The sequence below is a fragment of the uncultured Roseobacter sp. genome (assembly GCF_947492555.1).
In the GTDB taxonomy this organism is placed as follows: domain Bacteria; phylum Pseudomonadota; class Alphaproteobacteria; order Rhodobacterales; family Rhodobacteraceae; genus Roseobacter.
Map to the genome: position 1 here is coordinate 145949 of NZ_CANLNE010000003.1, position 20618 is coordinate 166566.

General features: G+C 61.6%; 19 protein-coding genes. 13 read left to right on the forward strand and 6 right to left on the reverse strand.

Annotated elements, in window-relative coordinates:
- Positions 1-59: 59 nt before the first annotated feature.
- The 6 genes from Q1A07_RS13815 to Q1A07_RS13840 all read left to right on the forward strand — a co-directional run bounded on the left by Q1A07_RS13815 (position 60) and on the right by Q1A07_RS13840 (position 8333).
- Positions 60-1475 carry a YcjX family protein gene (locus tag Q1A07_RS13815; protein ID WP_299782289.1) on the forward strand — a complete coding sequence of 472 codons (1416 nt, stop codon included), beginning with the start codon at positions 60-62 and terminating at the stop codon, positions 1473-1475.
- On the forward strand, positions 1472-1921 hold the full coding sequence (locus tag Q1A07_RS13820) for a GNAT family N-acetyltransferase (RefSeq protein ID WP_299782291.1): 450 nt from the start codon (positions 1472-1474) through the stop codon (positions 1919-1921). Before Q1A07_RS13815 ends, Q1A07_RS13820 begins: the two co-directional genes overlap by 4 nt.
- The gene (locus tag Q1A07_RS13825; protein ID WP_299782293.1) at positions 1921-2925 is read left to right on the forward strand and encodes a YcjF family protein; all 1005 of its coding nucleotides are present in this window, start codon (positions 1921-1923) and stop codon (positions 2923-2925) included. The genes Q1A07_RS13820 and Q1A07_RS13825 overlap by 1 nt, the downstream gene beginning before the upstream one ends.
- Positions 2926-2964: 39 nt before the next feature.
- The gene (locus Q1A07_RS13830) at positions 2965-4581 is read left to right on the forward strand and encodes a cyclic nucleotide-binding domain-containing thioredoxin-disulfide reductase (protein WP_299782295.1); all 1617 of its coding nucleotides are present in this window, start codon (positions 2965-2967) and stop codon (positions 4579-4581) included.
- Positions 4582-4813: 232 nt separating this feature from the next.
- Positions 4814-7780 carry an isoleucine--tRNA ligase gene (gene ileS / locus Q1A07_RS13835; RefSeq protein WP_299782297.1) on the forward strand — a complete coding sequence of 989 codons (2967 nt, stop codon included), beginning with the start codon at positions 4814-4816 and terminating at the stop codon, positions 7778-7780.
- 97 nt (positions 7781-7877) lie between these two features.
- The gene (locus Q1A07_RS13840; RefSeq protein ID WP_299782299.1) at positions 7878-8333 is read left to right on the forward strand and encodes a methylated-DNA--[protein]-cysteine S-methyltransferase; all 456 of its coding nucleotides are present in this window, start codon (positions 7878-7880) and stop codon (positions 8331-8333) included.
- Positions 8334-8427: 94 nt separating this feature from the next.
- On the opposite strand, the gene Q1A07_RS13845 is transcribed toward Q1A07_RS13840, so the two are convergent.
- The 5 genes from Q1A07_RS13845 to fsa form a co-directional block, all read right to left on the reverse strand.
- On the reverse strand, positions 8428-9126 hold the full coding sequence (locus Q1A07_RS13845) for a CDP-alcohol phosphatidyltransferase family protein (RefSeq protein ID WP_299782301.1): 699 nt from the start codon (positions 9124-9126) through the stop codon (positions 8428-8430).
- A 92-nt stretch (positions 9127-9218) separates the two neighbouring features.
- Positions 9219-9803 carry a cytochrome P460 family protein gene (locus Q1A07_RS13850; RefSeq protein WP_299782303.1) on the reverse strand — a complete coding sequence of 195 codons (585 nt, stop codon included), beginning with the start codon at positions 9801-9803 and terminating at the stop codon, positions 9219-9221.
- 104 nt (positions 9804-9907) lie between these two features.
- The gene (locus tag Q1A07_RS13855; protein ID WP_299782305.1) at positions 9908-10828 is read right to left on the reverse strand and encodes a tyrosine recombinase XerC; all 921 of its coding nucleotides are present in this window, start codon (positions 10826-10828) and stop codon (positions 9908-9910) included.
- Positions 10825-11532, reverse strand: coding sequence for a DUF484 family protein (locus Q1A07_RS13860; RefSeq protein WP_299782307.1), 708 nt, complete (start codon positions 11530-11532; stop codon positions 10825-10827). Before Q1A07_RS13860 ends, Q1A07_RS13855 begins: the two co-directional genes overlap by 4 nt.
- Positions 11533-11691: 159 nt before the next feature.
- On the reverse strand, positions 11692-12345 hold the full coding sequence (gene fsa, locus Q1A07_RS13865; RefSeq protein ID WP_299782309.1) for a fructose-6-phosphate aldolase: 654 nt from the start codon (positions 12343-12345) through the stop codon (positions 11692-11694).
- 127 nt (positions 12346-12472) lie between these two features.
- Here fsa and Q1A07_RS13870 point away from each other — a divergent pair, with 127 nt between their 5' ends.
- The 5 genes from Q1A07_RS13870 (at position 12473) to Q1A07_RS13890 (ending at position 18747) form a co-directional block, all read left to right on the forward strand.
- Positions 12473-14662 carry a primosomal protein N' gene (locus tag Q1A07_RS13870; protein WP_299782311.1) on the forward strand — a complete coding sequence of 730 codons (2190 nt, stop codon included), beginning with the start codon at positions 12473-12475 and terminating at the stop codon, positions 14660-14662.
- Positions 14663-14806: 144 nt separating this feature from the next.
- Complete coding sequence (locus tag Q1A07_RS13875) at positions 14807-16039, forward strand: MFS transporter (protein ID WP_299783541.1); 1233 nt, start codon at positions 14807-14809, stop codon at positions 16037-16039.
- Positions 16036-17427, forward strand: a complete 1392-nt coding sequence (locus tag Q1A07_RS13880) for an MATE family efflux transporter (protein WP_299782313.1) — start codon at positions 16036-16038, stop codon at positions 17425-17427. Before Q1A07_RS13875 ends, Q1A07_RS13880 begins: the two co-directional genes overlap by 4 nt.
- Positions 17427-18302 carry a 50S ribosomal protein L11 methyltransferase gene (locus Q1A07_RS13885; RefSeq protein ID WP_299782315.1) on the forward strand — a complete coding sequence of 292 codons (876 nt, stop codon included), beginning with the start codon at positions 17427-17429 and terminating at the stop codon, positions 18300-18302. Before Q1A07_RS13880 ends, Q1A07_RS13885 begins: the two co-directional genes overlap by 1 nt.
- 103 nt (positions 18303-18405) lie before the next feature.
- Positions 18406-18747, forward strand: a complete 342-nt coding sequence (locus Q1A07_RS13890) for a hypothetical protein (RefSeq protein WP_299782317.1) — start codon at positions 18406-18408, stop codon at positions 18745-18747.
- Between the two features lie 141 nt (positions 18748-18888).
- Here Q1A07_RS13890 and Q1A07_RS13895 read toward each other — a convergent pair whose 3' ends face one another.
- Positions 18889-19107, reverse strand: coding sequence for a DUF1127 domain-containing protein (locus Q1A07_RS13895; RefSeq protein WP_299782319.1), 219 nt, complete (start codon positions 19105-19107; stop codon positions 18889-18891).
- 330 nt (positions 19108-19437) lie between these two features.
- Between Q1A07_RS13895 and ruvC the strand changes: the two genes are divergently transcribed.
- Positions 19438-19944, forward strand: a complete 507-nt coding sequence (gene ruvC / locus Q1A07_RS13900; RefSeq protein ID WP_299782321.1) for a crossover junction endodeoxyribonuclease RuvC — start codon at positions 19438-19440, stop codon at positions 19942-19944.
- Positions 19941-20600, forward strand: coding sequence for a Holliday junction branch migration protein RuvA (ruvA, locus tag Q1A07_RS13905; RefSeq protein ID WP_299782323.1), 660 nt, complete (start codon positions 19941-19943; stop codon positions 20598-20600). The genes ruvC and ruvA overlap by 4 nt, the downstream gene beginning before the upstream one ends.
- Positions 20601-20618 lie beyond the last annotated feature (18 nt).

Sequence of the window (20618 nt, forward strand, 5' to 3'; positions counted from 1 at the left end):
TACCCCCGCGCGCCAGCGCTTATGTGTTGCGAAACGAAAACTGCAGGGACAGGCAGGCTTTGGTCATCACTTCAATCGCCGACACGGTGCTGCGCCAGATCGAAAACGTGCAGGATACCGTAAACGAGACCCTGTTCGAGCCGGTGGTGCGTGTCGGTGTGACCGGGCTTGCACGGTCCGGAAAGACCGTCTTCATCACCTCGCTGATTGCCAACCTGCTGGATCGGGGCCGCATGCCGCATCTGGTGGCGGCGGCCGAGGGCCGGATCGAGGCGGCTTTCCTGCAACCGCAGCCGGATGACACCGTGCCGCGCTTCGATTTCGAGACCCATCTGGCGCAGTTGACGGCGCGCGAACCCGCCTGGCCGGACAGCACGCGGGCCATCTCGGAGCTGCGGCTCTCCCTGCGGGTGCAGCGTGCAGGGTTGCTGGCCGGGCTGCAGGGGCCGCGCACGATCCACGTGGATATCGTGGACTATCCCGGTGAATGGCTGCTCGACCTCGCCCTGCTCGACAAGGATTACGCAACCTGGTCCGCAGAGGTGCTGGCCCGGATCGACGACCGCGCGGAGGCATCGGATTTCAAGGCGCTTGTGGCGTCAACGGACCCGGCTGCGGCGCTTGAAGAACCCGCAGCAAAGGCCCTCGCCGCGGCCTTCACCGATTATCTGAATGCGGCACGACAGGCGGGATACTATGATTGCACGCCGGGGCGGTTCCTGCTGCCGGGGGATCTGGCGGGGTCGCCGGTGCTCACCTTTGCGCCTTTGCCCACCGACGGGACGGCCCCGCGCAAATCCCTCCTGCGCGAAATGACCCGGCGCTATGAAGCCTATAAACACCAGGTCGTGCGTCCGTTTTTCCGCGATCATTTCGCCCGGATCGACCGGCAGGTGGTGCTGGTCGATGCTTTGGGCGCAATCCACAAGGGGCCGCGTGCCGTGGAGGACATGCGCGGGGCCATGGCTGACATCCTCGGGGCCTTCCGCCCGGGCCAGAATGCGTTTCTGACCCAGCTTTTCCAGGGCAAGCGGGTGGAGAAAATCCTCTTTGCGGCCACCAAGGCGGATCACCTGCATCACCGGCAACACGGAAGATTGACCGCCATCATGGAGGCCTTGGTGCGGGGCGCCGTCGACCGGGCCCGGTTTGCCGGAGCAGAGACATCAGCTATGGCCATTGCCTCCCTGCGCGCCACGATCGAGGATACGGTGCCCCACGACGGACAAACGCTGGATGTGGTGCGTGGTACCCTGCTCGACAGCGGAAAACAGGCAGCATTCTACCCCGGGGAGCTGCCCGAGGATCCCAGCCACCTGCTGACGCCTGCGCGCAACGGTGCGCGAAACTGGCTGGAAGACGACTACCGTGTGATGAATTTCGCACCTTCCCCGCTAACTTTGCGCCCCGGCGATGGTCCGCCGCATATCCGGCTTGATAAGGCAGCCCAATTCCTTTTAGGGGATAGGCTATGAGCACGATCACCATTTCACCGGCGCGCACGCTTGATGCAGGTGCGGTAGGTCACATCCTGTCGGCCTCCAACGATATGATGCCTTGGTTGCCGCGGCTCCACTCGGCAGCTGAAGAGATCATGTACGCAGGTGACATGATCGAGGCAGGCTGGGTCCGCGTAGCCAAGAAAAATGGCAAGGTCGTTGGGTTCATTGCGCGTTGGGAAGAGGAAATCCACGCACTTTATGTCTTGCCGGACGCGCAGGATAGCGGCGTGGGCACGTCGCTGCTGGAAGATGCCAAGGCTGAGACGGACAAACTGGCGCTGTGGAGCTACCAGGCGAATTCATCGGCGACGAGGTTTTACGGGTTGCGCGGCTTCGTCGAGACCGCGCGGACCGACGGCAGCGAAAACGATGCAGGCCTGCCGGATATCCGGTTCGAGTGGGTCAAAGGGGCTTTCTGATGGCCCGGGGCCCAGTCCTGATCGAGCTGGAAGATGAAAAAGCCGACACGCTGACCGTCGCGGACGCGCCGCCAGTGCCGGACGACACACCGGGAATGCCAAGCGGTCAGGCGATGCAGGTCGCTGCGGGGATTGCCGCGCGGAAACCTTCGCGACTGGTGCGCTGGTTCTGGTCACTGGGGTTGGCGCTTGTCGGCGCGATTGTCTCGATCAAGGCGTGGGGGTTTCTGACCGATCTGGTCGCGCGCAACGCGATCCTGGGCTGGGGTGTCACCGGCCTGCTGGGCGCGTTCCTTTTTGTTTTGGCTGTGCTGGCCCTGCGCGAGATTGCTGCTCTGGGTCGGCTCGGGCGGTTGGACGGTCTGCGCCGCGCCGCCGATACAGCACTTGTGGATGAAGACCTTGAAGCGGCTCGGGCGGTCACGGATCGACTGGTGGCGCTCTACAAGGGGCGTGAGGATACCCGCTGGGGCCGGGACCGGCTGGCCGAATTGCGCCGCGATCAGATGGATGCGTCGAGCGTACTAGCGCTGGCGGACCGTGAGTTGCTGGGGCCGCTGGATCAGGCCGCGCAGCGTGAGGTCGAAGCCGCCGCACGGCAGGTGGCGACGGTAACGGCGCTGGTGCCGCTGGCGCTGGCGGATGTGGCTGCGGCGCTGACGGCCAATCTGCGCATGATCCGCCGAGTTGCCGAGGTCTATGGCGGGCGGTCCGGGTTTTTGGGCGGCTGGCGCTTGACCCGTGCGGTCATGGCGCATCTGGTGGCAACAGGGGCTGTTGCCGTGGGGGATGATCTGCTGGAGCCGGTGCTGGGCGGATCCATCATTGGCAAGCTCTCGCGCCGCTTCGGCGAGGGGCTGGTCAATGGCGCGCTGACGGCACGTGTCGGGGTTGCGGCGATGGAAGTCTGTCGCCCTTTGCCCTTTGCGGCTGGAAAAAAGCCGAAAGTACCCAATATCATTAAGAGCAGCCTCAGCGGATTATTCGGATCGTCTAAATCCTGAACCGTGACGGCGATAACGGGCTTCATGGGAGACGATTGAATGGAAAGCTTTGCCGCTGATCTGGCCACGATGGTGCGCAGACCGCTGGAGCCCGAACATGTCGCAGCGATGCGCAAGAAGGGCATCATCAGCGACAAGAAAGCCGGAGAGATGGTGCAGGAGCCGGGGGCGGAGTCGGCGGAGTTTCACTATGTCATCGACGGTGAAGTCGAAGCCGTTGACCCGATGACCATGCAACGCATGGGCAATGCCACGCTGGGGCCGGGCCAGTTCTTTGGCGATCTGCAATTCCTGTCGGGTGGCGTGTCTTTGGCGGGTGCCCGCGCGGTGGTGGACAGCACGTTGCTCTGCGTGCCGCGTGACGAGATGCTGCAGCTGATGTCGGACATGCCGGAGATGAGCGACATTGTCGTGACGGTATTGGCGGCGCGGCGGCGCCGGGCGGTGGAGCAATCGGATTCGGCGCTCACGCTGATCGGATCGGAGATCAGCCGTGACATCCGTCACGTGGCGAGTTTTGCCGCGCGCAATCGTATTCCCTTTCGGGAAATCGAAGTGACCTCGGACGAAGCAGTCGATCTGGCCGCCCAATGCGGGATCGGCGAAGCGCAGCCGGGTGTGATTTTCGGGCGCGAGCGGAAGATCGATCCGCCGACCCCGCGTGGCGTGGCGCAGATGCTCGGGCTGCATCTGGAAACGCAGGAAGATGCCAGTTTCGATGTGCTGATTGTTGGCGGTGGCCCGGCGGGGGTGGCTGCCGGTGTCTATGCTGGGGCCGAGGGGCTCAGCGCGCTGGTGCTGGAGGATATGGCCGTGGGCGGGCAGGCGGGCACGTCGAGCCGGATCGAGAATTACATGGGGTTTCCGACGGGCATTTCGGGCGGTGATCTGGTAGGACGCGGCGAGGTGCAGGCGATGAAGTTCGGCACCAAGTTTTCCGTGCCCCGGCGCGCGTCCGCCTTGCGTCAATGTGATGAGAAATGGTTTCACGCAACGCTGGACGACGGGCAGGAGGTAAGCGCCAAGGCTCTCATTGTGGCGACCGGTGTTCAGTACCGGCGCATGCCGCTGGACGGTTTGGAGGGGTTCGAGGGCGCGGGTGTCTACTACGCGGCCACGGAAGTGGAATCGCGCTATTGCAGGGACACGGAGGTGGCCGTGATTGGGGGCGGCAACTCGGCAGGGCAGGCCGCGATGTTCCTGGCGCGCACCACGCGCCATGTGCATCTGCTCGTACGCGGGCCGTCGCTTGCATCCTCGATGTCCGATTATCTGGTGCAACGTCTCACCACGCATCCGCGCATCACCATCCACACCCGCACCGAGGTAACCGCGCTGCACGGGGAAGAGACGCTGGACAAGATCACCATCTGCGACAATGCCTCCGGTCAGGACTGGGACCTGCGGACAGGGGCGCTTTTTGTCATGGTCGGGGCGGCGCCCAATACCGAATGGCTTTCCGGGTTGATCAAGCTGGACGACAAGGGGTTTGTGCTGACCGGAACGGATGCGGGCGGGCGGACGCAATATGAAACCTCCTGTCCCGGTGTTTTTGCCGTGGGGGATGTGCGCGCAGGCTCTGTCAAACGCGTGGCCTCGGCGGTGGGCGAAGGATCGGTGGTGATGTCTGCGGCCTGGGCGCATGTGAACGACTGAGGGGCAAGGTGGCCTGAAGCCCACCCTACCTGCCTGTTGAGAGCCAGCGCGGCTTGGGACTTGTCGCGCCGTGCCGGTCTGCTTATAAGGCGCGCATGGATGACCTCCGCGTGATTATCATTCGAATTATATCCCCGGCGCTCTGAGACCATGAGACGCCGGGCCAAGGTGTTTGAGCCGCTCGCACCGACCGCTTTTACCATTCCGCCAAGATATCTGAAGGACGTCCGCAATGTGCGCCGACACCACCGACACAGCTGAAAAACCTGACTATAAGTCAACGCTGAACCTGCCGAAAACCGACTTTCCGATGCGGGCGGGTCTTCCCAAACGCGAGCCGGAATGGCTGGCGCGCTGGGAAGAGATCGGCATCTACGACCGGCTGCGGGAAAAGCCGGGGCGCACCTCCTTTACGCTGCACGATGGCCCCCCCTATGCCAACGGGCATCTGCACATCGGGCATGCGCTGAACAAGACGCTCAAGGATATGGTCGTGCGCAGCCAGCAGATGATGGGCTTTGACGCGCGCTACATCCCCGGGTGGGATTGTCACGGGCTGCCCATCGAGTGGAAGATCGAGGAGCAATATCGCGCCAAGGGCAAGGACAAGGACGATGTGGACGTCGTCGATTTCCGTCAGGAGTGCCGCAAATTTGCCGAGGGCTGGGTGGACGTGCAGCGCGATGAATTCAAGCGTTTGGGGATCACCGGCAAATGGGAAAAGCCCTATCTGACGATGGATTTTCATGCCGAACGGGTGATCGCCGAGGAGTTCATGAAATTCCTGATGAACGGCACGCTTTACCAGGGGTCCAAGCCGGTGATGTGGTCGCCGGTCGAGAAGACCGCGCTGGCCGAGGCGGAGGTGGAGTATCACGACAAGGACAGCTTCACCATCTGGGTGAAGTTCAAGGCCTTGATCAATGAGACGACGTCGCCGGTGTCGGGTGAGGCTGGCCAGGTGCAGGCGATGTCTGATCTGGACGGGGCCTATGTGGTGATCTGGACCACCACGCCGTGGACCATGCCCTCCAACAAGGCGGTGGTGTATGGCGCGGATATCTCTTACGGGCTGTACGAAATCATCGGGCGGCCGGACGAATGCTGGGCAAACATCGGGGAGCGGTATCTGCTGGCGGACAAGCTGGCGGTGGATGTGCTGGGCCGGGCGCGGTTGGATGACACCATGTACCGCCGTGTGCGGGACGTCACGGCGCAGGAATTGAGCCAGCTGCGCGTGGCGCATCCGTTGAAAGATGCCGAGGGCAGTGGTGGCGAGTGGGATGACATCCGCGACTTCCGTGCGGCGGATTTCGTGACCGACGAAGAGGGCACGGGGTTTGTGCATTGCGCGCCCTCTCACGGGATGGAGGAATATGAGCTCTACCGTGATTTGGGCATGCTGCAGGATGTCATCACCTACAACGTCACGGACGAGGGGCATTTCCGCGACGGACTGCCGTTTTTTGGCGGCAAGGCGATCCTGAAGCCGAACGGCAAGGAAGGCGACGCCAACAGCGCCGTGATCAGCAAGCTGGCCGAGGTCGGCGGGCTGCTCGCGCGGGGCAAGATCAGGCACAGCTACCCGCATTCCTGGCGCTCCAAGGCACCGGTGATCTATCGCAACACACCGCAGTGGTTTGCCGCGATCGACAAGACGGTGGGCGACGGGCAGGACGACCATGGCACCACAATCCGTGAACGGGCACTGACCGAAATCGACAACGTGCAATGGACGCCGAAATCCGGGCGCAACCGCCTGCATTCGATGATGGAGGCGCGGCCCGACTGGGTGCTGTCGCGCCAGCGGGCCTGGGGCGTGCCGTTGACCTGTTTCACCAAGAAGGGCGCGCTGCCGACGGATGCGGATTTCCTGCTGCGCAACGCCGAGGTGAACGCGCGCATCGTCGAGGCGTTTGAGACCGAAGGTGCGGATGCGTGGTACATGGAAGGCGCCAAAGAGCGTTTTCTGGGCAATGTCGTGAACCCTAACGACTATGACCAGGTGACCGACATCCTTGATGTGTGGTTCGATAGTGGCTCCACCCACGCCTTTACCCTGCGTGACCGTGAAGACGGGTCCGACGACGGGATCGCCGATCTCTATCTCGAAGGCACCGATCAGCACCGCGGCTGGTTCCATTCCTCGCTGCTGCAGTCGGTGGGCACGCAAGGCCATGCGCCCTACCGGGCCGTGCTGACCCACGGGTTCACGCTGGATGAGAAGGGCATGAAGATGTCCAAATCCCTCGGCAATACCATCGTGCCGGAAAAGGTCGTGCAACAATATGGCGCGGATATTCTGCGGCTCTGGGTGGCGCAGACGGATTACACGCTGGATCAGCGGATCGGGCCTGAAATCCTCAAGGGCGTGGCTGACGGCTATCGCCGCTTGCGCAACACCATGCGCTACATGCTGGGGTCGCTGACTGATTTCAGCGCGGCGGACCGAATGGATGTATCGGACATGCCAGAGCTGGAGCGTTGGGTGCTGCACCGTCTGGCGGAACTGGATCAGACGGTGCGTGATGGCTATGCGAAATACGACTTTCAGCGCGTGTTTCAGGCGGTCTTCACCTTTGCAACGGTGGATCTGTCGGCCTTCTACTTCGATATCCGCAAGGACGCGCTCTATTGTGATGGCGACACGGTGGCGCGCCGGTCGGCACGCACCGTGCTGGACCTGCTCTTCCACCGCCTGACCACATGGCTGGCGCCGGTGTTGGTCTTCACGATGGAAGAAGTGTGGCTGGAACGGTTCCCGGAGGCGGGCAGTTCGGTTCATCTGCAGGACTTCCCGGAGACGCCCAAGGACTGGATCGGGCCGGATCTTGCGGCGAAGTGGTCCGGGGTACGTGCCGCGCGCCGGGTCGTCACCGCAGCACTGGAAGTAGAACGGACCAACAAGGTCATCGGCGCATCGCTCGAGGCGGCCCCGGTCGTGCATGTTGTGGATGACGCCCTTCGCGCGGTGCTCGAGGCGTTGCCGTTTGAGGACATCTGCATCACCTCACAGGTAAACGTCACGGGCACAGCAGCACCGGAGGGTGCATTTACCTTGCCGGAAGTGCCGGGCGTTGCGGTTGTATTTGCGAAGGCTGAGGGCGACAAATGCGCCCGCTGCTGGAAAGTGCTGCCGGACGTGGGCACCCATGGCCATACGGGGGTCTGTGGACGCTGCGACGCGGCAATGACCTGACAGTGGGTCGTAGCGGTGGCCTTCGGGTCGCCGCTGTTCCTTCGGAAGCGCAGAAATCGGGTTGCCGTGGTGCGGGTCTCGCGCCACGATGACGTCTATGTTGGAAAAGACTGTCTCAACCCAATTTGGTGATCTGGTGCTCGTGGAAGACGCAGGGGCCATCACAGCCGTGCGCTGGGGCAAGGCGCGTCGTGAGGATACATCTCCAGTACTGGAGAGGGCGGCAAGTCAATTGCGAGAATATGATGCAGGAGAACGTGAGGTCTTTGATCTCCCCCTGCAAGTGCAGGGCAGTGAATTTCAGCGTGCCGTGTGCGATGCGATCTATGCGATCCCCTTCGGCGATACCTGCACTTACGGCGATATCGCCAAGGCTCTGGGGGCGCCGGCGCAGGCCGTGGGTCAGGCCTGTGGTGGCAACCCGATTCCGATCATCATTCCCTGCCACCGGGTCATGGGTGCCAAAGGCCTGACGGGTTTTTCCGGGGCAGGCGGCGTTGAGACAAAGGTTGCGCTGCTGCGCCATGAAAAAGCTGCCGGTCTACTGATCTGAGCCGACTAACGGTGGCCTGAAAGCCCACCTTACCTGCTGGATGAGACCGATGTGGCAGACAGGTAGGGTGGGCTTTCAGGCCACCCTTTCGAGATCAAGTCGCATCCCGCTGGGGGAACAACTGCTGCGCGATACCGGCAAAGACCAGATAGACCGACGTCGCGACCAGGCCCCAATGCGCCCAGCTTTGGGGATGGAAATCCACCCAGGCCGCCCAGCCCGCAAAGAATGTCCAGGCCAGCGCCGTAGGCAGGGTGATAAAGCGCCAGCGTTCTGTGCGCACAGGGTGTACGAACTTCAGCGGCAGGAACATGGCGATGGCGAGCGCTGTTACCAGCGCGAGCGAGACCCAGAAATTCGGCTGCAAGGCAAAGATCACCAGGACCAGCATATTCCAGCACCCCGGAAAGCCTGAGAAGGAGTTATCTTTCGTTTTCATGCGTGTATCGGCAAAATATAGGGCTGAGGCGAAGGTGATCACGATGATCGCGAACCACCCCGTCCAGCCATCCATAAGGCCGGACTTGAAGAGCGCGAAGGCCGGAATGAAAACATAGGTGAGGTAGTCGATGATCAGGTCGAGCAGAACGCCATCGAACTCCGGCGCGTTGACTTTCACATGGTAGTGCCGTGCGAGCGGGCCATCAATGCCATCAACAAAAAAGGCCACGACAAGCCAGAGGAACATCAGGTCCCACTTCTCATCGACCGCTGCCAGCATGGACAGCATGGCGAAAACCGCGCCCGTGGCTGTAAACAAATGCACGCCAAGCGCGCGTAACCTCAAAGTCATGCTGCGTTCATGCCGCAAGGGGCTGCGGGATGCAAAAGGAAAAGGCCCGCCGGGCGACCGAACGGGCCTGAATGAACCAGTTTTGCAGTGGTCTAGTTGCCGACGCGCACCTCTTCGACCGGATAGGCGAGGAAATCCTGATCTTCCCAGGCGGCATGGCAGTCATGGCAGAAAGCCTGCTTGAACTTCATTGGCTTGCCGTTGGGTTGCAAACCTCCATAGACCCAGTCATCGGTTTCAGGCGCTTCGCCCGCCGCCACCTTGGTCATGATGAAGAGCGGACCGGGTCGGGCCTGTTTCTTCTTCTTGCTGAACGACACACTTTCCTTGGCCAGAACTGAGCCCACAGGCATGACAACACCTTCTTCTTCGAACTTCAGATATTGTTCGGCTGCGATGTCATTGGCAAAGGTTAGAAGCGCGCGTTTACTGTGCGCGCCTTGCACGGCGGCGGATGTCGCCGTCACGGTCCAGCTACGGTATTCGGAGCCGGTTGCGTCCCCCTGCTTGGCGTAACCTTCTGCCATCGCATCCTTCACGCAATCATAGAGCACGTCGATCTCGGACTGTTCGAGATCGAACGGGCTTTCTGCGTTATACGCGCAGTCCGCAGCATGGGAAGCGGTCGCGGTCAGTGAAAAGGCCATGGCAGACAGGGCTAGGCTGAAACGTGTCATTGAGGTCCCTCAGGTTATTGTATGCGGCGGTATGCCGCAGATCGACACTGCCACAGGTGCCGCACACGGACGGGTAAACTCGCCGCACAAAGCCGTGAGCGGTCTCAGGCCTTGGGGTGTGCGCGGTCGTAGACTTCCATCAGGCGGGCGGTATCCACGGCCGTATAGGCCTGGGTTGTGGAGAGGGAGGCGTGGCCCAAAAGCTCCTGAATGGCGCGCAGATCACCGCCTGCGTCCAGCAGATGCGTCGCAAAGCTGTGGCGCATGGCATGGGGCGTGGCGCTTGCTGGCAAGCCAAGCTGCATGCGGGCCCGCGCCATGACTTTCTGGATCGCCCCCGCGCCCAATGGCCCGCCACGGATCGCCCGAAAGAGCGGCTGATCAGGCTCCAAGGGATAGGGACAAAGCTTTAGATATGCATCAAGTGCAGTGCGTGCTGCGGGTACGACAGGCACGACGCGCTCCTTGCCGCCCTTGCCCAGAATACGCAACACGTCTGGCAGGGGTGCCTCTGCTCCGGTTAATCCCAGCGCCTCGGATATGCGCAGCCCACAACCCCAGAGCAATGTCACAACCGCGACATCCCGTGCGGCCACCCACGGCTTCTCGGACTGCAACTCTATGGCATCTATCAGGTTCCGCGCAGCGTCTTCGGCCAGCGGGCGCGGCAACTTCTTTTGAAACTTGGGTGCGCGCACTGACAAAACGGCGGTTGGCTCAAAACCCTCTCGCTCGGCCAGCCACCGGTAAAATGCCTTCACCGCGGAGAGCTTGCGCGCAAGCGACCGGGCCGCGATCCCGTTGCCGCGGGCCTGCGCCATCCATGCGCGCATATCGGTGACCGTAATGCGCGCAAGGGCCGCCAGACCCTGCCGCTCGCCCTTGTGCTCGGTGATAAAGGCGAGGAATTCAACCACATCCCCTTGATAGGCAGTGACGGTGTTTGGCGCTGCGCCCTTCAAGGCCCGCTGATGGCTCAGCCAGGTCTCCAGCGCATCCCGCGCGGCTGGACTGATCAGGCTCACGACAACCAGCGGCGCATTGCCCGTTCGAACACGCCAGTGAAAAAGACCAAAAGATCGGCGCCCTGTTGTGGGCCGAACATATGTGGATCTTCCGCGCCAAGCACCAGAAGGCCGGGCAGACGACCAGGGCCGAAATCCAGCTTGAGACATGCTTCCGATTTGATCCAGGCCGCCTTGTCACCATAGAGGCGTTCGGACCCGCCTTGCACTTGCCGCAATGTCACCTGTCGCGCAGCACCGCCGCGCGCTTGCGTCAGGTAGTCCTCTACATAACCGGGATCCGCGATCGTCAGTACATCGCTAAGGCTGCTCAGCACCAGGTCCATGTCACCTTGCGCCGTCTCAAGCACAAGCCTGACCGCATCGACACGCAGGATTTCCGCAACATCGCCGCCGAGATCTTTCAGAAATGGTTCAAAGTCCACAGGGTCCAGCATGCGCAGGATGGCGCGGTGGATCTGGTTGGTGCCCGCGAGGTTTTCATAAGCCGCCGCAATCACCGAACGATGTGTGTCTTCGAGCCGGTCCAGCCGGGTCTCCATCCGGTCCATCGCGATGCCGCGCAGATCGACGATATTTGCACCCATCGCGCGTTCATTCGCGGCAATCAATGCATTCATGACATCCTTGTCGTCCAGAATGACATCGGGTTGAGAGATGATCGCCTCTCTCAGGGCGTCTTCAATCTTGGGACTGCTGCTCATTTTCTTACTCATTATTTTTTCACAACCCTAGCACGACATTCCCATAAAATCTGCCCTGAACTTCGCGTCTTGAGGTCAAGGTGAGCAAGGTGTTGCCAATGGGTGCCAGCGCCCTGAGCCGAGGCGCTGGTGGCATGCGTAGTCTCGACAGCGTGCCGGTCAGAGGATGTTCTGACCGGTCTTGGCCCAGTCGGCCATGAATTGCTCCAACCCCTTATCGGTCAGCGGGTGGGTCGCCAGCTTCTTGATCACTTCCGGCGGCGCGGTCATGACGTCGGCCCCGATCAGTGCGGCCTCCTGCACGTGATTGACCGAGCGGATGGAGGCGGCGAGGATTTCCGTTTCAAACCCGTAGTTGTCATAGACGGTGCGGATGTCCTGAATGAGGTCCATGCCGTCGAGGTTGATGTCATCAAGACGTCCGATGAACGGGCTGATGAAGGTCGCACCGGCCTTGGCGGCCAGCAGCGCCTGATTGGCCGAGAAGCAGAGCGTCACGTTGATCATCTTGCCTTCGCTTGACAGCACCTTGCAGGCCTTCAGCCCGTCCCAGGTGAGCGGCAGTTTGACGGTGATGTTCGGCGCGATCTCGGCCAGCTTGCGCCCCTCGGCGATCATCGCTTCGGCCTCAAGTGCTACGACTTCGGCGCTGACCGGGCCGTCCACGATGCCACAGATTTCCTTGGTCACCTCGAGAATGTCGCGGCCGGATTTCAGGATCAGGGACGGGTTGGTTGTCACGCCGTCGACCATGCCAAGATCATTGAGTTCGGAGATCGCCTGTGTGTCGGCGGTGTCGACAAAGAATTTCATGGGTCGGGTCCTTTCGGAGGTGGATGTGAACGCTAACAGTTTTCCGTCTTGCGCTTGGCTTTACCGCATGATCTGCGATGCTTAAACCCTCAAATGCCTATTCCCGCCGGAGCCTGCCCCGTTGAGCATGCCACAATTCTACGACCAGGGTGACCTGATCGGTGTTCTGACGACGCAGCCTTTGGGCCGTGCGCTGGATTACCGTGCGCCGGAGGGCGGGTGCCATCTGGGCGCCTTTGTCGAGGTGCCGCTGGGACCGCGCAAGGTGTTGGGCGTGGTCTGGGGGCCGGGCAGGGGTGACTATGATCTGGCTAAAATTCGCGCTGTTCTGCGTGTGCTTGACGTGGCGCCGATGCGCGAGGAGATGCGCAGCTTTCTGGAGCGCGCTGCCGATTATACGCTGACACCGCTGCCCGCGATGCTGCGGCTGGCCACGCGCGCGCCGGGATTGGGTGATCCGCCCTCGATGCGCAAAATCTACCGGCGCGGGGCGTCGGAGCCCGACAAGATGACGGCGGCGCGGCGCAAGGTCCTCGATGTTCTGGCCGACTATGGCGATCTGGCTTTCACGCTGAAGGAACTGGCCGAGATGGCGGGGGTGGGCCCGTCTGTGGTTAAAGGGCTCGTGGCACAGGGCGCCGTCGCCGAAGAGGAAAGCCCACGGGATCTGCCCTTTCCACGGCTCGATCCAGCGCTGCCGGGTAAAGAGCTGACCGAGGATCAGGCAGCAGGCGCGGCGCAATTGGCCGAGGCGGTGCGGTTGGAACGCTATGGCACCACGCTTTTGCGCGGGGTGACCGGGTCCGGCAAGACGGAAGTGTATCTGGAGGCGGTGGCGGCAGCGCTGAGTGCCGGGCGGCAGGCTTTGGTATTGTTGCCGGAGATCGCGCTGACGGCGGAGTTCCTCACCCGTGTCCAAGAGCGCTTCGGTGCCAAACCGGCCGAGTGGCATTCGGGGGCGACGATGACCGAACGGCGGCGCATCTGGCGCATGGTTGGGCAAGGCGATGCGCAACTGGTGATCGGCGCGCGGTCGGCGCTGTTCCTGCCGTTTCAGAATCTGGGTCTGATCGTGGTCGATGAGGAACATGACACCTCCTACAAGCAGGAGGAAGGGGTGCTCTACAACGCGCGCGATATGGCTGTGCTGCGCGCGTCGATCTGCGGCGCCCAGGTGGTGCTGGCCTCGGCCACGCCGTCATTGGAGAGCTGGGCGAATGCGGAGGCCGGTAAATACAAACGGTTGGAGCTGACCTCGCGCTTTGGTCTGGCAGTCATGCCCGAGATGCGCGCGATTGACATGCGGGTGGAGCAGCTGCCGTCCAACCGCTGGATTTCTGCGGTCTTGCAGCGCGAGGTCGAAGCGCGGTTGGAAGCCGATGAGCAATCGCTGCTCTTTATCAACCGGCGCGGCTATGCGCCGATCACGCTCTGCCGGGCCTGCGGGCATCAGATCGGCTGTGATCACTGTGATGCGCGCATGGTCGAGCACCGGTTCCTCAAGCGGTTGGTTTGTCACCAATGCGGCGAGACCAAGCCGATGCCGCAGGTCTGTCCTTCCTGCGATGTCGAGGGGAAGCTGGCCGCTGTCGGGCCCGGTGTCGAGCGGTTGGGCGAAGAGGCGGCGGCGCTGTTTCCCGAGGCGCGCATCGCGACCCTGAGTTCGGACATGTATGGGTCCGCGCGGGCATTGAAGGCTGAGATCGAGGGCATTGCCGAGGGGGCCGCGGATGTGATCATCGGCACACAACTGGTGGCAAAGGGGCACAACTTTCCCAAACTTACGCTGGTGGGGGTGATCGATGCCGATCTGGGGCTGCAGGGCTCGGATCTGCGCGCGGCGGAGCGGACCTTTCAGCTGATGCGGCAGGTGGCCGGGCGCGCAGGGCGGGCTGAGAAACCGGGCGCAGCCCTGATGCAGACCTATCAACCGGAGCATCCGGTGATCCGCGCTATTCTGGCAGGGGACGAAGAGAGGTTCTGGGCGGCGGAGGCGCGTGAGCGGGAGGCGGCAGGCGTGCCGCCCTACGGGCGTATGGCCGGGATCATTCTGAGCGCACCGGATGTGGCGATGGTGTTTGATGCGGGCAATTTCCTGGCCCGTCAGGATGCCCCGCTGCGGGCCATCGGCGCACAGGTTTTTGGCCCGGCTCCGGCACCCATTGCGCGAGTGCGGGGGCGGCACCGAGTGAGGCTGCTGGTCAAGGCGGAGAAATCGGCACCGCTGCAGGAGGCCCTGGCCAAATGGGTCGGGCAATTGCGCATCAAGGGTGATCTGCGGCTGGCGGTGGATATCGATCCGCAGAGTTTTTATTGAGCAGTCTGCCTCTCGCGCTGGCGCCGCGAGAAGGGCCTCCGGCGGGCATATTTGATGAACAATGAAAGGGCGGGTGCACCTGCGGACAGGTTTTGTGCGTTTTTGCGCCTCGCCAATGGCAGGCAAAACGCCTATGGCTCGGGCATGGCCCAGTTTGTGAACCTTGCAGATGCAAAGCGGTTGCCGTTTTGGCGGCGACCGATTGCGTTGTTGTTCCTGATGGCGCTGGCGATGCCCATTGCCTTCAACACCTGGTCTGCCCTGCTGAACAACTTCGTGATCGAGGCGGCCAGCTTTGACGGGGGCGACATCGGTTTGCTGCATACGGTGCGGGAGATCCCCGGTTTCCTCGCCGTGGGGGTGATTGCGATCATCATCTTTGTGCGGGAACAGGTGCTCGGGCTGGTGTCCCTGATCCTGCTGGGGGCGGCCACGGCGGTCACCGCCTGGTTCCCGTCGATGGGCGGCATTTTGACCATCACCATGCTCAGTTCGATTGGCTTTCACTATTACGAGACGGTCAACCAGTCGCTGCAGTTGCAGTGGCTGAGCAAGAAAGAAGCGCCGCAGATGCTTGGGTGGCTGCTGGCGGCCGGGTCAGCCGCGACGCTGGTGGCCTATCTGGCGATCATGGCGCTCTGGGACACGCTGCAGCTCAGCTATAACATCGTCTACCTGATCGGGGGCGGCATCACCGTTGCCATCGCAGTTTTCGCGATGATCGCTTATCCGCAGTTCGAAGCGCCCAATCCGCAGATCAAGAAGATGATCCTGCGCAGGCGGTATTGGCTCTACTACGCATTGCAGTTCATGTCCGGCGCGCGGCGACAGATTTTCGTGGTCTTTGCGGGCTTCATGATGGTCGAGAAGTTTGGCTATGACGTGCATGAGATCACGCTGCTTTATCTTATCAATCTGGTGATCAACATGCTGGTGGCGCCCCTGCTGGGGCGCGCGGTGAGCTATTTTGGGGAACGCCGCACGCTGGGTTTTGAATACATCGGGCTGATCATCGTGTTTCTGTCCTACGGTGGGGTCTATTATCTTGGCTGGGGCGTGGCGGTGGCGGCAACGCTTTACGTGATTGACCATATCTTCTTTGGTCTCGCGCTGGCGCTGAAGACCTATTTCCAGAAGATCGCGGACCCGGGCGACATTGCCCCCACGGCTGCCGTCGCATTCACGATCAATCACATCGCGGCGGTCTTTTTGCCGGTTCTTTTGGGACTGTTGTGGCTGGCGTCACCCGCTGCGGTGTTTTTCCTGGCCGCAGGGATGGCGGGGGTCTCATTGATCCTCGCGATGATGATCCCGCGCCACCCTGAGAAGGGCAATGAAACCATCTTTTCCCACCCGGTGACGGCAGCGGCGGAATGAGCGACGCCCGGTTCCTGACCGGCTCGACCATGGGGCATGTGGTGCGCATGACGGCTACGGGGGCCATGGGCATCACCTTCGTGTTTCTGGTGGATGCGGCCAATCTTCTCTGGGTGTCGCAGCTGGGCGATCCGTCGCTGGTGGCGGCCATCGGTTTTGCTTATGCAATTCAGTTCTTTTCGGTCTCCTCCGGGGTGGGGTTGATGATCGCGGCGACGGCGTTGATCTCACGCAGCATCGGCGCGGGTAACCGGGAGGCGGCCCGGCGGCAGGCCGGCGGTGCCATTGCCATTGCTGCGATCATCCAAACGGTCGTCGCTATTCTGATCGTCCTGTTCCGGCATGATCTTGTGGCCTTGGCGGGGGCCAGCGGTGACACGGCTGCTTTGGCGGCCCGCTATCTGGGGTTCACGATCCCGTCTCTGCCCTTCATGGCCGTGGGCATGGTCGCTTCGGGTGCCTTGCGCGCGGAGGGTCTGGGGGCGAAAGCGATGTATGTGACCCTGCTGTCCGGGTCGCTCCTGATGCTGGTGGACCCGATCCTTATCTTCTGGCTGGGTCTTGGGCTGGATGGCGCGGCCATTGGCCTGTTCGCATTCCGGCTGGCCTTGATGGGGCTGGGGCTGTTCTATGCGGCTTACCAACACCGGTTGATCGCCATGCCCAACCTGTCCCTGACCGGCGAGGTTTTGCGGCCCTTTATGATCGTCGCAGTGCCCGCCATTGCAACGCAGATGGCGACACCCGCGGGCAACTACTTCCTGACGATCGTGATGGCACCTTTTGGCGATGATGCCGTTGCGGCCTGGGCCGTGGTCGGGCGGCTGACGGTGGTGGCCTTCGGTGGGATCTTTGCCCTTTCGGGTGCCATTGGCGGGATTTTTGGTCAGAACTATGGGGCGGGGCAGTGTGATCGTTTGCGCACGACCTACCGTGATGCGTTGATTTTCTGTCTGATCTACACCGGCGTGACCTGGGCGCTTCTGCTTGTGGCAACGCCGCATGTGATCGCGGTCTTCGGGTTGAGCGGGCAGGGCGCGGAAGTGATTTGGGCCTTTACCACCATTGGCGTGGGCGGGTTCATCTTTGTCGGTGCGCTCTTTGTCTCCAACGCGGCCTTCAACAATCTCGGCAAACCCGGGCGTTCGACGGTGGTCAACTGGCTGAAGGACGGGGCGATGAGCTGGCCTGCCGCAGCCCTGCTGGCCACATATTACGGCGCGCCGGGGGTAATTTACGGCCAGGCAGCGGCCGGGGCCGTTGCTGGTGCCTTTTCCGCCCTCTGGGGGTGGCGCTTTGTGCAAAGTCTCCGACCTGTCCCGCCGGAGACGCTTGACCTTCCGCCCGCCCGGCCCTACCCGAACCCGGACCGATACCGGAGACGTTGATGCCCACTTTCACCGCCCTGACCACATTGCCCGGCAAAGCCGCTGCCGAAAAACTCGGGGCTGCCATGGAAGCGCTCGATCCGGAGCCAACGGGTGTTGGTGTCTTTGAAGTCGAAGACGACTCCGGCCTGTGGGAAGTGGGTGGGTACTTCACCGACCCGCCGGATGACACCGCGCTGACACTTCTGGCTCTTGCCATGGGCGCCAAACCCTTTGTCGTCTCCGAAGTGCCGGAAACCGATTGGGTGGCCCATGTGCGACGCGAATTGGCCCCCGTGGCCGCCGGGCGTTTCTTTGTCTACGGCAGTCATGATGCGGATCAGGTGCCGGCGGGGGCGGAGCCCTTGTTGATCGAGGCAGCAATGGCCTTTGGGACCGGGCATCACGGCACCACCCTGGGATGTCTGCGCGCCCTTGACAGATTGGCGAATGCGGGTGTGGTGGGCCAGAAAGTGGTAGATATCGGCTGCGGCACGGCGGTTCTGGCCATGGCCGCCGCCCGGATCTGGCCAAACCCGGTACTGGCAAGCGATATCGACGCGGTGGCTGTCGACGTGGCGCGCAGTAATGCGGCGGCAAACGGACTTGAGGGGCGGGTTTTGTGCCTTGAAGCGGCGGGTTTTGATCATCCAGATTTGCTTGCCACAAGCCCGTTCGATTTGGTTTTTGCCAATATTTTGAAGGGGCCGCTGATCGCTTTGGCCCCGGATATGGCACGGCATCTGGCCCCCGGCGGACACGCGATTCTGTCTGGTATTCTGAATGAGCAGGCCGATGATGTGATCGAGGTTTATGCCGATGCCGGCATCAATCTAATTCACCGCGAGCAGATTGTTGACTGGACCACGCTTACTCTGGGTAGAGAACTGCCTTAATTGCCCCATTTCCGCCGCATTTTGGTGGTTTGTCTTGAATTTGAGACGTTTTAGCGGCAATTTTGAATAGATCCGGTGGGGGCCTGATCTTCAGGAGAGTGTGGTGACAGATTACGCTCAATTCGAAAAACGCCTTGCCGTGCTCAGCACGAAACACAAGAAAATGGCGCGCGGCTACACTGCAAAGATCGGCCCCGATGGCCTGATCACGGTCGAGCCCAAGCGTGCGCGGTTCCCGATCAGACCCCGCACGATTGTCTTCACCGTTGTCGGCATTTTGCTCTTTAAGTCTTTGATGATCGTATCGACCGGGCTTGCCACGTATGAAGGGCGCATTGAGCGCTTGGAGGCTGGCACGATGTTTGAACAGGTTGTGGCGTGGGTGATGCAACCAGACGTCGTGTCGTCTTATATGGCCGAGACGATTGTCACGAAACTACCCTGATGTGTGCGAACGGAACCAGGTTCTGTTCGGGTGTGTGAATGAACGTCCCTCCAAAGGTGTTCACTGTTAAAAAAGCCGCCTCTCCCGTTTCGGAAGAGGCGGCTTTTTCGTATCTGCGCCAACATGGCACGACAGCAGCGCTTAGCGGATGATGTTGCTTTCAGCGACTGCGTCGATGTCCGAACGGCTCAGGCCGATGTCTTCGAGTTCACGATCAGTCAGGCCTGCCAGGGCATTGCGCGTCACGCGCGCGTCGTTCCATGCGATCATGGAGGCAATTGCTGCGCTGATGGTGCTGAAGAAACGGCTTGCAACAGTTGCGGAGCCATAGGTGGTGCGGGAAGTATCAAAAGTAGCCATTGTAGCCGTCCTTTATCTGAAGGTGAACCGGTCATGCCGGTGTGTGATGAGCTGCAGATAGGGATTGCCTGAATTTTGAGCAAGATGTGAAAATGCATGTTTGATATGCATTCCGTGCATGGGTTCACGTTGTGGTTAACAGTATGTAAATAAACAGAAAATAAAATCTACTGCGTGTCGAAAACAGACCGGAATCTGACGTATTTGACCTTCGATCGGGTCAGTGTTTGCCATTTGATTGAATTGCCGTCTGGAAAATGAAGCACTTTGCGGATGTTCGCCTTTCGTGCTAATGCATAAAAAACGACTTAAATCGTCAGGGCAGGGCTTATGATAAGGATAATTGGCATTGATCCGGGGTTGCGGAACCTCGGATGGGGCGTTATTGACGTGTCGGGCAGTCGGATCAGCCATGTTGCCAATGGAATCTGTCATTCAAGTGGTGCGGATCTGGCGCAGCGTCTGTTGTCCCTGCATAGCCAGTTGAGTGCCGTGGTCGCGGAACATGCCCCGCAGCAGGCAGCCATCGAACAGACTTTCGTGAACAAGGATGGCGCGGGCACGCTCAAACTGGGTCAGGCCCGCGGGATCGCGATGTTGGTACCGGCACAGGCGGGGCTGAGCATTGGCGAATATGCCCCGAATTCGGTCAAGAAGGCGGTTGTTGGTGTGGGCCATGCGGATAAGCGGCAGGTGCTGCATATGGTGAAGTTGCAACTGCCCGGTGCAGAGATTGCCGGGCCCGACGCGGCGGATGCACTGGCGATTGCCATTTGTCATGTGCATCATAGCGGCGCGGGTGGCCTTAGTGCTGCCATTGAGAGGGCGCGGGCATGATCGGCAAGATCACCGGCCGGATCGAGTATCGCGCCCCGGATCACGTGTTGATCGATGTGCGCGGCGTCGGCTATCTGGTCTATTGTTCTGAGCGGACCCTGGCCGCATTGCCTGGCGTGGGCGAGGCTGTGGCGCTTTTTACCGATCTTGTGGTGCGCGAAGACCTGATGCAACTCTTTGGGTTCATGACATTGGCGGAGAAGGAATGGCACCGGCTGCTGACCTCGGTACAGGGGGTGGGGGCCAAAGCCTCGCTGGCCATCTTGGGCACTTTGGGGCCCGACGGTGTGAGCTGCGCCATTGCCCTGGGGGATTGGAACGCGGTCAAGGCGGCCAAGGGGGTTGGCCCCAAAATCGCGCAGCGCGTGGTGCTGGACCTCAAGGATAAGGCGCCCGGTGTGATGGCCATGGGGGGCACCCTTGCCGCCGCGACCGGCGATGCCGTGGCGGCGGTCATCGAGACCCCCGCCACGGCGGCCCCCGCGCCACAGACGTCGCCCTCGGCTCAGGCGGATGCGCTGTCGGCTCTGGGCAATCTGGGATACGGTCCCGGGGACGCTGCGGGGGCTGTGGCGCAAGCGGCGGGTGAGGCACCTGAGGCGGATACCCCAGCGCTTATTCGTGCGGCGTTGAAACTTCTTGCGCCGAAGGGCTAAGATGCCCGGGACCCTGCA

Coding starts and splice junctions, on each gene's coding strand:
- Q1A07_RS13820 (WP_299782291.1), top strand. CDS start 1,472: ATGAGCACGATCACCATTTCACCGGCGCGCACGCTTGATGCAGGTGCG.
- Q1A07_RS13825 (WP_299782293.1), top strand. CDS start 1,921: ATGGCCCGGGGCCCAGTCCTGATCGAGCTGGAAGATGAAAAAGCCGAC.
- Q1A07_RS13830 (WP_299782295.1), top strand. CDS start 2,965: ATGGAAAGCTTTGCCGCTGATCTGGCCACGATGGTGCGCAGACCGCTG.
- ileS (WP_299782297.1), top strand. CDS start 4,814: ATGTGCGCCGACACCACCGACACAGCTGAAAAACCTGACTATAAGTCA.
- Q1A07_RS13840 (WP_299782299.1), top strand. CDS start 7,878: ATGTTGGAAAAGACTGTCTCAACCCAATTTGGTGATCTGGTGCTCGTG.
- Q1A07_RS13845 (WP_299782301.1), bottom strand. CDS start 9,126: ATGACTTTGAGGTTACGCGCGCTTGGCGTGCATTTGTTTACAGCCACG.
- Q1A07_RS13850 (WP_299782303.1), bottom strand. CDS start 9,803: ATGACACGTTTCAGCCTAGCCCTGTCTGCCATGGCCTTTTCACTGACC.
- Q1A07_RS13860 (WP_299782307.1), bottom strand. CDS start 11,532: ATGAGCAGCAGTCCCAAGATTGAAGACGCCCTGAGAGAGGCGATCATC.
- fsa (WP_299782309.1), bottom strand. CDS start 12,345: ATGAAATTCTTTGTCGACACCGCCGACACACAGGCGATCTCCGAACTC.
- Q1A07_RS13870 (WP_299782311.1), top strand. CDS start 12,473: ATGCCACAATTCTACGACCAGGGTGACCTGATCGGTGTTCTGACGACG.
- Q1A07_RS13875 (WP_299783541.1), top strand. CDS start 14,807: ATGGCCCAGTTTGTGAACCTTGCAGATGCAAAGCGGTTGCCGTTTTGG.
- Q1A07_RS13880 (WP_299782313.1), top strand. CDS start 16,036: ATGAGCGACGCCCGGTTCCTGACCGGCTCGACCATGGGGCATGTGGTG.
- Q1A07_RS13885 (WP_299782315.1), top strand. CDS start 17,427: ATGCCCACTTTCACCGCCCTGACCACATTGCCCGGCAAAGCCGCTGCC.
- Q1A07_RS13895 (WP_299782319.1), bottom strand. CDS start 19,107: ATGGCTACTTTTGATACTTCCCGCACCACCTATGGCTCCGCAACTGTT.
- ruvC (WP_299782321.1), top strand. CDS start 19,438: ATGATAAGGATAATTGGCATTGATCCGGGGTTGCGGAACCTCGGATGG.
- ruvA (WP_299782323.1), top strand. CDS start 19,941: ATGATCGGCAAGATCACCGGCCGGATCGAGTATCGCGCCCCGGATCAC.